This window comes from Paraburkholderia adhaesiva (assembly GCF_021390575.1).
Lineage (GTDB): Bacteria > Pseudomonadota > Gammaproteobacteria > Burkholderiales > Burkholderiaceae > Paraburkholderia > Paraburkholderia adhaesiva.
In genome coordinates this window covers 983122-997455 of the sequence record NZ_JAJEJQ010000002.1, presented here as the reverse complement: position 1 = coordinate 997455, position 14334 = coordinate 983122, and the positions used below count along the sequence as shown (strand labels likewise).

Sequence of the window (14334 nt, the reverse complement as noted above, 5' to 3'; positions counted from 1 at the left end):
GAGGACGCGAATTCATCGATAGCGGTTGCCGCGCTCGCGTCGAGTTTCTACGCGGAACGTGTCGACGACCTCGACGTCAGCACGAATCGTCTGCCCACGCCTTCGCAGCACGCACCGCGCGTTGCCAGCCCTTGCGGCACGTATCGACCTCGCGCGCATCCATCGACGGGCCGAAGCGTCGATCTAGCTGCCACTGGCTGCGCAGCTCATCGACACTCTTCCAGTAACCGGTCGCGAGTCCAGCGAGATACGCGGCGCCGAGCGCCGTGGTCTCGGTGATCTGCGGACGCACCACGTCAACGCCGAGAATATCGGCCTGGAACTGCATGAGCAGGTTGTTCGCACTCGCGCCGCCGTCCACGCGAAGCTCGCCGATGCGCATGCCCGAGTCCGCTTCCATCGCCGAGAGCACGTCGAGCGACTGATACGCGATCGAATCGAGCGCCGCGCGCGCGAGATGCGCCGAAGTCGTGCCGCGTGTCACGCCGAACAACGAGCCGCGCGCGTGCGCATTCCAGTGTGGCGCGCCGAGGCCGGCGAACGCGGGCACGAGGTACACGCCATCGGTGTGCTGCACGCTCGCCGCGAGCGTTTCGATTTCCCCTGCGCTCCTGATGATGCCCATGCCATCGCGCAGCCACTGCACGACAGCGCCAGCAATGAAGATGCTACCTTCGAGCGCGTAGTTCACCTCATTGCCGATTTGCCAGGCGATCGTCGTGACGAGGTTGTTCTTCGACTCGATCGGCTTCGTGCCGGTATTCATGACGAGGAAGCAGCCGGTGCCGTAGGTGTTTTTCACCATGCCGGTGGCGGTGCACATCTGCCCGAACAGCGCGGCCTGCTGATCGCCGGCGATGCCCGCAAGCGGAATGTTCGAAGCAAACACCGCGTTTCTCGTCTGCCCGTAAATCTCCGACGACGAACGCACTTCAGGCAGCATGCTGCGAGGAATATCGAGCGCGTCCAGCAGATCGCCGTCCCACTCGCGCGTGTGGATGTTGAAGAGCATCGTGCGCGACGCGTTGGTCACATCGGTCACGTGCAGTTCATGCTTCGTGAAGTTCCAGACGAGCCAGCTATCGACGGTGCCGAATGCAAGCAGGCCGCGCCTCGCCTTTTCGCGCGCGCCTTCGACGTTGTCGAGAATCCAGCGGATCTTGGTGCCCGAAAAGTACGAATCGATGGGCAGCCCCGTCTTCGCACGCACCATCGACTCCAGGCCCTGCGCCTTCAACTGGTCGCAGAAATCCGCGGTGCGTCGGTCCTGCCAGACGATCGCGTTGTAGATCGGCTGGCCTGTCTCCCGATCCCAGACGATGGTCGTCTCGCGCTGATTCGTGATGCCGATTGCGGCGATATTCGCGCCGCTCATGCCGGCGCGCGTGACGGCTTCGGCCGCGACACCAGCCTGCGTCGACCAGATTTCCAGCGGATCGTGTTCAACCCAGCCCGGCTGCGGATAGATCTGCCCGAATTCCTTCTGCGCCATCGAAACGACGTTGCCCTGGCGATCGAACAGCAAGGCGCGCGAACTCGTCGTGCCCTGGTCCAGCGCGAGAATGAACTGATCCTGCATGTCTCTGATCTCCATCCGTTGGTCGTTATGATCGGCGCTGCGTTGTGGCATCGAGTCTTTGGCCTCGTGCCACATCTTATGCGATGCCCGGCCAATCCTCAGTGTGCCGTATGCACGCTCGTCGCGTGCGAGCCGGCGAACCAGCCTTCGATCGCGGCCGTCACCGCGTCAATCGTACCCGGCTCGACATGCAAGCCGAGCTTCGAGCGGCGCCACAGCACGTCCTGCGCGCACGTCGCCCATTCGGCGTCGCGCAGATAGCGCAGTTCCGCTTCGTAGAGGCCCGGCGCAATGGCCTGACCCAAGTCATCCAGCGACGTCGCATTGCCGACTACACGGCTCGCGCGCGTGCCGTAGGCGCGCGCATAGCGGCGCGCGAGTGACGCGGGCAGCCACGCGTGACGCTTCGCGAAGGCATCGGCGAATGGCTCGAAACGCGCGTGTGCGATGTCGCCGCCCGGCAGCGGCACGCCGGCGGTCCACGCGCCGGCGCTCGAACCGAGCGCGTGGCACAACACGTCCGACGCTTCCTCCGCGAGCTTGCGGAACGTCGTGATCTTGCCGCCGAACACGGAGATGAGCGGCGCACCGTCGCCATCGTCCATCTCCAGTTTGTAATCGCGCGTGACGGCGGACGGGTTGTCGGCGTTCTCCTCTTCGAGCAGCGGACGAACGCCGGAATAGGTCCAGCACACGTCCGCAGGCGTGATCTTGCGCTTGAAGTAGCGGTTGATCGACTCGCAGAGATAACGCGTTTCGTCGCCGTCGATCGCGACCTTCGCGGGATCGTCGCGGTACTCCACGTCGGTCGTGCCGATCAGCGTGAAGTCGTGTTCGTAGGGGATCGCGAAGATGATCCGCTTGTCCGGATTCTGGAAGATATACGCGTGGTCGTGATCGAAAAGGCGCTTCGTCACGATATGGCTGCCCTTGACGAGGCGCACGCTGTGACGCGCATCGCGGCCAAGCACGCCGTGCAGCACATCGCCCACCCACGGCCCTGCCGCGTTTGCGATCGCGCGGGCGCGGATTTCGAAGGTCGAGCCCTCCGCGCGCTTGAGCCGCGCGTGCCACTCGTCGCCGACACGCCGCGCCGCCACGAGCTTCGTGCGCGTGAGGATCCGGGCGCCGCGTTCCTTTGCGTCGAGCGCGTTGAGCACGACGAGGCGCGCATCGTCCACCCAGCCGTCCGAGTAGACGAAGCCGCGCCGGATCGAATCGACGAGCGGCGCGCCCGCCGGATGGCTACGCAGGTCGATGCCGCGCGAGCCGCGCAGCAGTTCGCGCTTCGCGAGGTGATCGTAGAGGAAGAGTCCGGCGCGGATCATCCACCCCGGACGCAGATCCGGCATGTGCGGCATCACGAAGCGAAGCGGCCGCATGATGTGCGGCGCCGCGCGCAGCAGCGTCTCGCGCTCCTGCAGCGCCTTGCGCACGAGGCCGAATTCCTTGTACTCGAGATAGCGCAGGCCGCCGTGAATCAGCTTCGTGCTGGCCGACGAGGTGTGCGACGCGAGATCGTCCTGTTCGCACAGGGCCACCGAGAGGCCGCGCCCGGCCGCGTCACGCGCGATACCGACACCGTTGATCCCGCCACCGACCACGAGCAAGTCGTACCGATTCTGTTCAGTCACCGGCTGTTCCTGGAAATTGGAAGAAGGCGATATGTTCGAAATCGAACTTTAATGAACAAATTCGAAAATGTACAGTTCGGTTTGGGGATCGGCTGGATGAGAAGGTCTGACGGGAAGCAGGAGCGCGGCGACTACGCCGTCGATCAACGCCTTTGCGTCACGCTGGACGGCAGAGCGCCCGGGACCCCACGCCGGCGAGTTGCGCGAGCCGACCGGACCGAAAAATGACAGGGCACACGCGGATCGGCGGCTTCGTGCTAGCGCCCCACCTGGCGCGATCCATCCCCGGTAAAAATGTTCGAATGAACATGAATCGCGTACAAACCGAACACGCGGTTTTCAGTCGGCGACGTACACCTGCGTACCAGCCGCGGCCACCGTTTCGCCCATTTCCGGCGGCAGCGGCTTGTCGGTGAAGAGCGCGTGGATCTGTTCCAGATGCCCCTGGCGCACGAGCGCCGGCCGCCCGACTTTCGAATGATCCATCACGAGATAAACGGTGCGCGCATGCTGCATGATCGCCTCGGCGACACGCACTTCGCGCGTGTCGAAGTCGCGCAGCGTGCCGTCGGTTTCAATGGCCGACGTCCCGATGATCGCGTAATCGACCTTGAACTGCCGGATGAAGTCGATCGTCGCCTCGCCCACGATGCCCTTGTCCCACGGCCGCACGATGCCGCCCGTGATCAGCACCTCGCAGTCGGGATAGCCGCTCATCATGCTCGCGACGTTCAGATTGTTCGTGACGACGCGCAGGCCGTGATGATGGTTCAGTGCGCGCGCCACTTCCTCGGTCGTCGTGCCGAGGTTGATGAAGAGCGACGCCTGATCGGGAATATGCGAGGCCGCGAGCGCCCCGATGCGCCGCTTCTCGTCATGGAACATGCGCTGGCGCGCGCTATAGGAGACGTTTTCCGAGCTCGTCGGAAGGCTCGCGCCGCCGTGGTAACGGCGCAGCAGATTCATGTCGGCGAGCCAGTTCACGTCGCGGCGGATCGTCTGCGGCGTCACGTTGAAGTGCGCGGCGAGATCGTCGACGGTGACGAAGCCGTCGCGCTGCACCCATTCGAGCAACTCCTGCTGGCGTGCGTTGAGGGTGAGGCGAGGGTCTCGGGTCATGGTCTCGGGTTACGGACTTGTTCGATGCGGACGTGCAAGAGCTGTTCTATTGTACGGGGAGTCACCCGACACCCGAAACGTCGCGCACGCAACGTGCTGAGCGCCATTCCAGGCACATCGGCGCGCAGCAAGCCTCGCTCGAACTCACCGGAGAGACGATATGAACCGACCGCCCCTTCAGCGCGCACTCGTTGCCGCGTTCGCGGTGCTGGCGACCTCGGCCGTGCTGGCCCGGGGAATCACGCTGGCACCTCCGCCACCGCGTGCCGAGGAGGTGCCAGCGACGCGCGCGGGCTACGTGTGGGACCCGGGCCACTGGAGCTGGGTCCGCGGGCGCTACGTCTGGACGGACGGCCGCTGGCTGGAGGATCGCCCCGATCATCACTGGACGCCGGGGCACTGGGTCAGTGAAAACCGGCTCTGGCGATGGGAACCAGGGAAGTGGGATTGAACTGCTTCGGTTGAACCCCTGCCGGCGAAACCCCGTTCCCGCATGAAAACGCCGCAGCTTCAGAAACCCGCGGCGAGACCATCGCGCCGCGAGTCGCTCGCCGCGACGTAGCCGCGCTCCGGATCGTTGCCGTCGAGCTTCCAGATGAACTGGCCCGAGCCGAAATCCATGTACGGATCGTCGATGCTCTTGATCTTGTGGCCGAGGTCCTGCAGCGCGCGAGTGGTGTCCGGATTGAAGGTCGATTCGAGGTCGACGGTGAAGTCGCGATTGACCTTCCAGCGCGGCGCATCGCATGCGGCCTGCGGCTGCTGGCCGTAGTCGAGCATGCGGACGACGGTCTGCAGATGGCCTTGCGGCTGCATGTCGCCGCCCATCACGCCGAAACTCATCACCGCTTCCTGGCGACCGTCCACTTGCTGCGTGAGGAACGCAGGAATGATGGTGTGGAACGGACGCTTGCCGCCCGCCACCACGTTCGGCGACGCGGGGTCCATCGAAAAGGCGCAGCCGCGGTTGTGCAGCGCGATGCCGGTGCCCGGAACGACCACGCCCGAACCAAAACCCATGTAGTTCGACTGGATGAAGCTCACCATCATGCCGCGCTCGTCCACGGCCGACATGTAGATCGTGCCGCCCGACTTCGGCATGCCGAAGTTGAAATGCGTCGAGCGTCTGGGATCGATCAGCTTCGCGCGCGACTTCAGGTACGCGTCGTCGAGCATCTGCTCGGGCGTCACATCCATCGAGCGCGGATCGGCGACGTAGCGATAAACGTCCGCGAACGCGAGTTTCATCGCTTCGATCTGCAGGTGCTGCGACAGCGCACCGTCGAGCGGCAGCGACGCCATGTCGAACTGTTCGAGAATGCCGAGCGCGATCAGCGCCGCGACGCCCTGCCCGTTCGGCGGAATCTCGTGCACCGTATAGCCGCGATACGCCTTGCCGATCGGCTCGACCCAGTCCGCGCGATAGTCGCGCAGATCGCCCTGGGTCATCGCTCCGCCGCACTCGCGCGAAAAAGCCGTGATGCGTTCGGCGATCTCGCCTTCGTAAAAGGCGCGCGGTCCCTGCTCGGCGATGAGGCGCAGCGTCGCTGCGTGATCTGGAAAGCACACGCGCTCGCTGACCTCGGGCGCACGGCCGTGCGGCATGAAGGTCCCGGCGAAGCCTGGTTGATTCCGCAGTTCGGGAATCGCGGCCTTCCATTTGCGCGTGACGATGCTCGCGACGGCATGGCCACGTTCGGCGATCTCGATGGCGGGCGCCATCAGATCGGCGAACGGCAACGAGCCGAACTTTGCGTGCAGCGCTTCCCAGCCCGCGATCACGCCAGGCACGGTCGCGGCATCCCAGCCGCGCACGGGGTGGTTCGCCAGGCCATTCTCTTCGCCGTAGCGCTTGCGGAAATAATCGACGTTCCAGGCAGCCGGCGCGGTGCCGGACGCGTTCAGCCCGTGCAGACGGCTGCCGTCCCACACGAGCGCGAACGCATCGCCGCCGAGTCCGCACGATACCGGCTCGACAACCGTGATGGCCGCTGCTGCGGCAATCGCGGCATCGACGGCATTGCCGCCCTTCCAGAGCATGCGCAAACCGGCCTGCGCGGCGAGCGGGTGCGACGTCGACACGATGTTGCGGGCGAACACCGGCACGCGCGGCGTCGGATACGGGTTTTGCCAGTCGAAACGAGTCATGTAGGGAGGTCGGTCAGCGGTTGAAGGCGAGCCGGTAGTGGTCCGGCGGCTGATCCAATTATGTTGAAATTTAAAACAAGTAGGTATTAGTAGTTCGATCGAGACGATCGTCTCTCCCGTGGGCAGCGGCATCGGCGTGAGCGTGCTGCCCGTGGTGCACAGCGGCAACTGGCAGAACGATCCGAATCTGCGGCTGATTTCCGCTGCCGGGCGCCCCCTTCATGCGCTCGGTCGGCCGGATTCACCGGAAAACACAACGATGCACGCCGCTCGCCGACACCCACACCAGCATGCTGCATGCCGGCCACCTGAACGCCTCCACGTGGCGCGCGGCGGTATAGTGGAACATCCATGCGAATAACCACTTTCCGGTTGCTGGCGTTGCGCGCGACGCCAAAGCAGCGCGCCATCGCGCTGATGCTGCTGTGCGCCACGGCGCTTGCCGGGTGCCAGTTACCGCCGCTCGGCCATCGCACGGAATCGTCGGCGCTGAACGCGCAGGACGCGCAGGCAACGCCACTCGGCCGTGCGGTTGCCGGCGAGCTGGCCGCGCATCCCGGCCTCACGGGCATCGACCCGCTGCCCGATCCGCTCGACTCTTTCGCGGCGCGCGTCGATCTGGTACGGACAGCGCAACGCACGCTCGACGTCCAGTACTACATCTGGCGCAACGACCTCACCGGCACACTGTTGCTCGAAGCGCTGCGCGAGGCGGCGGATCGCGGCGTGCGCGTGCGCCTCCTGCTCGACGACAACGGCACGGCGTCGTCGCTCGACCCGACGCTCGCGGCGCTCAACGCGCATCCCAACGTCGAAGTGCGGCTTTTCAATCCGTTCGTGGTGCGCTCGCCGAAATTCGTCAGTTTTCTCTGGGATTTTCCGCGCCTGAACCGGCGCATGCACAACAAGTCGCTCACGGCCGATAGCGCGGCGACGATCCTCGGCGGCCGCAACATCGGCGACGAGTATTTCGCCGCCACCGATGGCGTGGTCTTCGCCGATCTCGACATACTCGCGATCGGCCCCGCAGCGACCGACGTGGCGCACGATTTCGACCGCTACTGGGCGAGCGCGTCGGCCTGGCCCGTCGACAAGCTCCTCCCCGCGCCTGCGCCGGACGGGCTCGACGCCCTCGACCGTGCAGCGAAGGCCGTTGAGGCCGACCCGGCCGCCGCGGCTTACGTGCAGTCGCTGGAGAAAGCGACGGACGTGCGCCGGCTCATGAATGGCACGCTAGCGCTCGAATGGGCGACCTCACGTCTTGTCAGCGACGATCCTGTGAAGGCGAAGGGAAAGGCCGAGCCGGACTCGCTGATACTCGCGCAACTGCACGCCATCCTGGGCGACCCGGACCACGAACTTGATCTCGTATCGCCTTACTTCGTCCCCGCTGACTCAGGCACCCGCTATTTTTCGGATCTCGCAGCGAGAGGCATCAAAATCCACGTGCTCACGAACTCGCTCGAAGCCACCGACGTCGTGCCGGTTCACGCAGGCTACGCGCGGCGGCGCAAGGCGCTGCTGGAAAGCGGTGTCGAACTGTTCGAGCTGCGCCGGACGCCGGGCGCGCCAACCAGCAAAACCGCGGGCAAGGGCAAGGACTCGGGGGGTGTCGTATTCGGCAGCTCAGGGTCGAGCCTGCACGCGAAGACCTTCGCGCTGGACGAGCATCGCGTCTTCGTCGGCTCGCTGAATTTCGATCCGCGCTCGGCCAACCTCAACACCGAACTCGGGCTCGTGATCGACAGCCCCGAGCTGGCGCTGCGCATCGAATCCATGTTCTGGACGCAGGTGCAGCAGCTTGCGTACCAGGTGAAACTCGATCACGACGGATCGCTCTACTGGATCAAGCGGACCGGCGACGTTACCGAGCGCTACGACACCGAGCCCAACACGACATGGGGCAAGCGCTTCGGCGTGTGGTTCTTCTCGCTGCTCCCCATCGAGTGGTTGCTTTAGATTACGTTGCGCCGTTCAGCGCCTTGACCGCGTCGAGCGCACCGGTCACCATTTCGCGCAAGACCGGTTCCACTGTCGCAGCGAGCGCAGGGTCGTAGTCGAACGGCGCCGCCTCGTGCATGTAGGTCGACTGGCACATTTCAAGCTGGATCGCGTGCACGCCATCATGCGGCGCACCGAAATGCCGCGTGATGTAACCACCTTTGAAGCGGCCGTTCGCAATCGACGTGTAGGCGCTGGCCGCCGCGGCACGCTCGGCGCGCGCCTGTACTTCGGCGGCGGCTGTGCGGCCTTCCTGCGTGCCGATGTTCAGGTCCGGCAGCTTGTTGTCGAAGAGACGCGGCAACACGCTCGCTATCGAGTGCGCCTCCCAAAGCAGGACGTTCGCGTGCTGCGTGCGCAGGCGCTGCAACTCGGCGCGCAGCGTGTCGTGATACGGCTGCCAGTAAGCCGTCACACGGCGCTGACGCTCGGCCGCGTCCGGGGCGTGGCCGTCGCGATAGATCGGCTCGCCGCGAAACGTTTCGGTCGGGCACAGCGATGTCGTTGTCTGTCCCGGGTAGAGGCTTTCGTCGTTCGGCGGCCGGTTCAGATCGATCACATAGCGCGAGATACGCGCGCCGAGGATCGTCGCACCCAGTTCCTTCGCAAACGCGTAAAGCCGGTCGAGATGCCAGTCGGTATCGGCCACGGTTAGCGCGATGTCCGTGTACTGTCCGCGCAAGGCGTCTGGAATGTGCGTGCCGAGGTGCGGAATCGAAATCAGCAGCGGCGCGGTGCCGCGCTCAAGCGTGTAGAGGTCTGTCATGGCGTTGGGCGCTCCAGATGGTGCGCGTGAGTTCATGCGTCGGCGAGCAGGCGCTTGAGCGCCTGGCGATAGTCGGCGTAAAGACGGTCTTCGTCGCGATGGCGGCGTTGGGCCACCACGCGTTCGCCGCCCGTGTAGACATCGAGGACCGGCGTCTCGCCATGCTCGCAAAACACCATGGAGGAGAGCCAGGTCTGCGGAGTCTGCTCGGCGAGATTCGGATGCGCGGCGTCGAGTACGATCCAGTCCGCCCGCGCGCCTCGTTCGAGCGCACCGGTCGCGCGGCCAGTTGCACGCGCGCCGCCCGCAAGCGCTGCGTCGAACAAATGGTCGGCGACGTGTGCCGTGTGCGGGGCGGCCAGCACATTGCGCTGGCGGCGCACGAGCCGCTGCCCGTATTCGAGCAGACGCAACTCCGCGCGCCAGTCAACGCCGATGTGGCTATCCGACCCAACGCCAAACACGCCCTGCGCGTCGAGATAGTCGTGCGCCGGGAAAATGCCATCACCGAGGTTCGCTTCCGTCGTCAGACACAGCCCTGCTACCGCGCCGCTCTTCGCGAGCGCCACGGTCTCGCTCGCATCGATATGAGTCGCATGAACGAGACACCAGCGATGGTTCACATCGAAGCGCTCCAGCAACCATTGCACAGGCCGCGCGCCTTCCGTCGCGATGCACGCTTCCACTTCGGCCGTTTGCTCCGCGATGTGAATATGCACCGGCGCACCGGGCAACATGGCATCGAGCCCTTCGACCAGCGCGCGCAGCGACCCGTGCGAGACGGCGCGCAACGAGTGCGGCGCCACGCCGTAACGCAGCGCACCGTGCTCCGACCGCGCACTGCGCAACGTATCCACGAGCGAGAGCAACTGGTCCGGCGTATTGATGAAGCGCCGTTGATCGTCGCGCGGCGGCAGCGCGCCGAAACCGCTGTACTGATAGAGCACCGGCAGCATCGTCATGCCAATACCGGTCTCGCCCGCCGCATCGACCACGCGCAGCGCCAGCTCCGCCGGATTGCCGTAACGACTTCCGTCCTGCGCGTGGTGCACGTAGTGGAATTCGCAGACGGACGTATAGCCCGCCTTCAGCATTTCGACGTAGAGCCAGCGCGCGATCGCGCCAAGGTCGTCAGGGGTGATGCGCGCCGCAAAGCGGTACATCAAGTCTCGCCAGCTCCAGAAGCTGTCGGCGGCATTCGCGCGATACTCCGTGAGGCCCGCCATCGCGCGCTGGAAAGCGTGTGAATGAAGATTCGGAATGCCAGGCATCACAGGACCCGATGCCTGATCGACCCCTTCGGGTGCGCGCGGCAGATCCGGAGTGACCGCCAGCAGCGTTCCCTTCTCATCCCATTCGAGCAGCACATTCCGACGCCAGCCGCCGGGAAGATACGCATGCGCTGCAAAGAGTGCGCGTGTCGATGTGTTCATGTTCATGGTGTGAGTCATGCGACCAGGTTGCGCCGGAAAACGGTCTCGCCGCCGCGCACCACGCGCTCGCACAACGGGCGGCCAATCCAGTACGCGAGTTCCGCGAGCGATTGCACGCGCCATACCGCGAAATCAGCGGGACGGCCCGTGGCGAGCGTGCCGTGACGATCGACGTCGCCGAACGCGCGGGCCGCGTGCTGCGTCACGCCGAGCAGCACTTCTGGCACTGTCATGCGAAACAGCGTCGTCGCCATGTTCATCATCAGCAACAGCGACGTAGCGGGTGAAGTACCCGGATTGCTGTCCGTCGAAATCGCGATCGGCACTTCGTAGCGGCGCAGCAGGTCGAGCGGCGGCAACTGCGTTTCGCGGATGAAGTAGTACGCGCCCGGCAACAGGACCGCGACGCTGCCCGCAGCTTTCATCGCCGCGACGCCCGCTTCGTCGAGAAATTCCAGGTGGTCGGCCGACAACGCGCCGTGGCGTGCAGCAAGCGCCGCACCGCCGCCGTTCGAAAGCTGCTCGGCGTGCATCTTGACCGGCAGGTTACGCCGCGCCGCCGCCTCGAACACACGCTCGCTCTCTTCGAGCGTGAAGCCGATGCGCTCGCAGAACACGTCGACAGCATCGACCAGCCCTTCGTCAGCGAGCGCGGGCAGCATCTGCTCGCAGACTTCGCGGATGTAGTCGTCCGAACGCCCCGCGAATTCCGGCGGTAATGCGTGCGCGCCGAGGAACGTCGTGCGTACCGTCACCGGATAGCGTTCGCCCAGCCGTCGCGCGACGCGCAACATCTTGCGCTCTGCGGCGAGTTCGAGGCCGTAGCCCGACTTGATCTCGACGGCCGTCACGCCTTCGGCCAGAAGCGGTTCGAGACGCGCCGCCGATTGGGTGAACAGCGCGTCCTCGCTGGCAGCGCGCGTAGCGCGAACCGTCGAGACGATGCCGCCACCCTGGCGCGCGATCTCTTCATAGCTCACGCCCGCAAGCCGCTGCGCGAATTCATCGGCGCGCTGACCGGCGTACACGAGGTGCGTGTGGCAATCGACGAGCCCAGGCGTCACCCACGCGCCGCGAAGGTCTTCACGCGGCCAGGGCGCGTACTGCGCGGGCAGGTCCGCGGCCGCGCCGAGCCACGCGAGCTTGCCGTCCTCGACGGCAATCGCCGCATCATCGACCGTGTGCCGGGGATCGCCCTGTGCACACAGTTTGAGGTTGTGCCAGACAGTTTGCTTCATGACGTCCTTGCGGCGTTCAACGACGCCGCACCATTGGATTGCCCGTCCGGATTCAGGCGAAGCATATCGAGCGCGACGGCCAGCAATGCGCCCTCGCCTTGCGTCTCTACGTTTACTGGCTCGCTCGCGTCGATCCGCAGCGTGTCTCCGGTGACGAGCGAAAACGCAGACTCACCACGGTCCACGCGGACATCGAACGCGCCTTTCGCGCAATAGAGGAGCACGGTCTGCGCCGCGATTTCACGCACCATCGGCGCACGCCACACGTCGAGCGTACCGCGCGCCGCATCGCGACGCACCATCAGGTTGAAGTCGCGCGTGGGCCCGTCCACGAGCCGCGCGTCGATCGCTGTTTCGCCCGCGAAGCGCGCGGTGTCGAGCGGTTGCACGAGGGCGTGCGTCGTCGAGGCAGGCCCTGCCTCGTCGAGCAGCATGCCCGCGCCTTCGAGCAACACCAGCGTGCGCTCGACGCCCTCGAAACGCGAGAACGGCCCCGGCTGTGCGACGTCGGCCACACTCACGCGCCACGCGAATGAATCGAGCGTGGCGTCCTGGGTTTCGACAGAAGCCGCCGCGATCTCACGCGTGACGCCGCCGCCGTTCTTCCAAGGCGACGCCACCAGATCCGCGCCGCGCAGGAGCGCGACGCGGGGGACGTGCGTGCCGCTCATCGCCCGAGCATCGGCAGCTTCAGGCCCGCTTCGCGCGCCGTCTGCTCGGCGAGTTCGTAGCCGGCGTCCGCGTGACGCATCACGCCCGTCGCAGGGTCGTTGTGCAGCACGCGGCCGAGGCGCGCGTGCGCCGCATCCGTGCCGTCCGCCACGATCACCACGCCCGAATGCTGCGAAAAGCCCATGCCGACGCCACCGCCATGATGCAGCGACACCCACGACGCACCGCCCGCCGTATTGAGCAGTGCGTTGAGCAGCGGCCAGTCGCTCACGGCGTCCGAGCCGTCCTTCATCGATTCGGTTTCGCGGTTCGGGCTCGCAACCGAACCCGTGTCGAGGTGATCGCGGCCGATCACGATCGGCGCCTTCAGCTCGCCGTTCTTCACCATTTCGTTGAAGGCCTGGCCGAGGCGATAGCGGTCCTTCACCCCCACCCAGCAGATCCGCGCCGGCAGCCCCTGGAACGCGATGCGCTCACGCGCCATGTCGAGCCAGTTGTGCAGGTGCGTATCATCCGGAATCAGCTCCTTCACCTTCGCATCGGTCTTGTAGATATCCTCGGGATCGCCGGAGAGCGCGACCCAACGGAACGGCCCCTTGCCCTCGCAGAAAAGCGGGCGGATATAGGCCGGCACAAAACCCGGGAAATCGAACGCATTGTCGACGCCCATTTCCAGCGCCATCTGGCGAATGTTGTTGCCGTAGTCGAGCGTGGCCGCACCGCGCTCCTGCAGCGTGAGCATCGCGCGCACCTGATTGGCCATCGACTGCTTCGCGGGCAGCACGATGCTCTGCGGATCGACCTTCTGCGCCTCGCGCCATTGTTCGACGCTCCAGCCGAGCGGCAAATAGCCGTTGATCGGGTCGTGCGCGCTCGTCTGGTCAGTCACGCAGTCCGGCGTGACACCGCGGCGGACGAGTTCGGCGAACACAGCCGCAGCGTTACCCAGCAGCCCCACCGACACCGGCTTGCCCGTGAGCTTCGCTTCCTCGACGATGGCCAGCGCCTCGTCGATCGTCTTCGCCTTGCGGTCCACGTAGCGCGTCTTCAGACGAAAGTCGATGCGCGTCTCGTCGCATTCCACGGCGATCATCGAAAAACCCGCCATCGTCGCCGCGAGCGGCTGCGCGCCACCCATGCCGCCGAGGCCGCCCGTGAGAATCCAGCGGCCCTTGGGGTCGCCGTTGAAGTGCTGGTTTGCCACCGCGTAGAACGTTTCGTAGGTGCCCTGCACGATGCCCTGCGAGCCGATGTAGATCCAGCTGCCGGCCGTCATCTGGCCGTACATCATGAGGCCTTTGCGATCGAGTTCGTGGAAGTGGTCCCACGTCGCCCAGTGCGGCACGAGGTTCGAGTTCGCGAGCAGCACGCGCGGCGCGTCGGCATGCGTGCGGAACACGCCCACCGGCTTGCCCGACTGGATCAGCAGCGTCTCATCTTCATTCAGGTCCTTCAGCGACGCGAGAATCTGGTCGAAGCACGCCCAGTTACGCGCGGCGCGGCCAATGCCGCCATACACGACGAGCGCGTGCGGATGCTCGGCGACCTCCGGGTCCAGATTGTTCTGGATCATCCGGTAGGCGGCTTCCGCAATCCAGGTCTTGCAGACCTTCTCGCTGCCGCGCGGCGCGCGAATCGTGCGGGTGGGATCGAGGCGGGGATCGGTGAAGTTCGGATGGTTCATGGCGTCCGTGCTGGTCGGGAAAGTGTGGGTTCGGGGTCAGCGCCAACACACGCCCTTCAG

The 14334-nt window shown here is 65.5% G+C and carries 11 protein-coding genes; 2 read left to right on the top strand and 9 right to left on the bottom strand.

The features are described 5' to 3' along the window. Nucleotides 1–76: 76 nt before the first annotated feature. The 3 genes from glpK to L0U80_RS20065 all read right to left on the bottom strand — a co-directional run bounded on the left by glpK (nt 77) and on the right by L0U80_RS20065 (nt 4332). Entirely contained in the window at nt 77–1579 is a 1503-nt protein-coding gene (gene glpK / locus L0U80_RS20075) for a glycerol kinase GlpK (protein WP_233868948.1), read from the bottom strand. A 98-nt stretch (nt 1580–1677) separates the two neighbouring features. Continuing rightward, nucleotides 1678–3213: a glycerol-3-phosphate dehydrogenase gene (gene glpD / locus L0U80_RS20070; RefSeq protein WP_233868946.1), complete on the bottom strand. Its 1536-nt coding sequence runs from the start codon at nt 3211–3213 to the stop codon at nt 1678–1680. A 339-nt stretch (nt 3214–3552) separates the two neighbouring features. Next, on the bottom strand, nt 3553–4332 hold the full coding sequence (locus L0U80_RS20065) for a DeoR/GlpR family DNA-binding transcription regulator (RefSeq protein WP_233868932.1): 780 nt from the start codon (nt 4330–4332) through the stop codon (nt 3553–3555). A gap of 160 nt (nt 4333–4492) precedes the next feature. Here L0U80_RS20065 and L0U80_RS20060 point away from each other — a divergent pair, with 160 nt between their 5' ends. Next, nucleotides 4493–4783, top strand: coding sequence for a YXWGXW repeat-containing protein (locus tag L0U80_RS20060; RefSeq protein WP_233868929.1), 291 nt, complete (start codon nt 4493–4495; stop codon nt 4781–4783). Nucleotides 4784–4842: 59 nt separating this feature from the next. Here the strand turns inward: L0U80_RS20060 and L0U80_RS20055 are convergent, their stop codons facing one another. Then, nucleotides 4843–6480 (bottom strand): gamma-glutamyltransferase family protein, encoded by a 1638-nt coding sequence (locus L0U80_RS20055; protein ID WP_233868926.1) that lies wholly within the window; start codon nt 6478–6480, stop codon nt 4843–4845. Between the two features lie 351 nt (nt 6481–6831). On the opposite strand from L0U80_RS20055, the gene L0U80_RS20050 reads away from it, so the two are divergent. Further along, nucleotides 6832–8439 carry a phospholipase D family protein gene (locus tag L0U80_RS20050; protein ID WP_233868923.1) on the top strand — a complete coding sequence of 536 codons (1608 nt, stop codon included), beginning with the start codon at nt 6832–6834 and terminating at the stop codon, nt 8437–8439. A 1-nt stretch (nt 8440) separates the two neighbouring features. Here the strand turns inward: L0U80_RS20050 and hutG are convergent, their stop codons facing one another. The 5 genes from hutG to hutU are packed head-to-tail and all read right to left on the bottom strand — an operon-like array spanning nt 8441 to nt 14274. Continuing rightward, nucleotides 8441–9247: an N-formylglutamate deformylase gene (hutG, locus tag L0U80_RS20045; protein WP_233868920.1), complete on the bottom strand. Its 807-nt coding sequence runs from the start codon at nt 9245–9247 to the stop codon at nt 8441–8443. A gap of 32 nt (nt 9248–9279) precedes the next feature. Further along, a complete protein-coding gene (locus L0U80_RS20040; RefSeq protein WP_233871471.1) occupies nt 9280–10680 on the bottom strand; it encodes a formimidoylglutamate deiminase in 1401 nt (466 codons plus the stop codon). A 14-nt stretch (nt 10681–10694) separates the two neighbouring features. Beyond that, entirely contained in the window at nt 10695–11918 is a 1224-nt protein-coding gene (gene hutI, locus L0U80_RS20035; RefSeq protein ID WP_233868918.1) for an imidazolonepropionase, read from the bottom strand. Next, on the bottom strand, nt 11915–12589 hold the full coding sequence (locus L0U80_RS20030; RefSeq protein ID WP_233868916.1) for a HutD/Ves family protein: 675 nt from the start codon (nt 12587–12589) through the stop codon (nt 11915–11917). The genes hutI and L0U80_RS20030 overlap by 4 nt, the downstream gene beginning before the upstream one ends. Continuing rightward, nucleotides 12586–14274, bottom strand: coding sequence for a urocanate hydratase (hutU, locus tag L0U80_RS20025; RefSeq protein WP_233868914.1), 1689 nt, complete (start codon nt 14272–14274; stop codon nt 12586–12588). The genes L0U80_RS20030 and hutU overlap by 4 nt, the downstream gene beginning before the upstream one ends. Between the last annotated feature and the right edge of the window lie 60 nt (nt 14275–14334).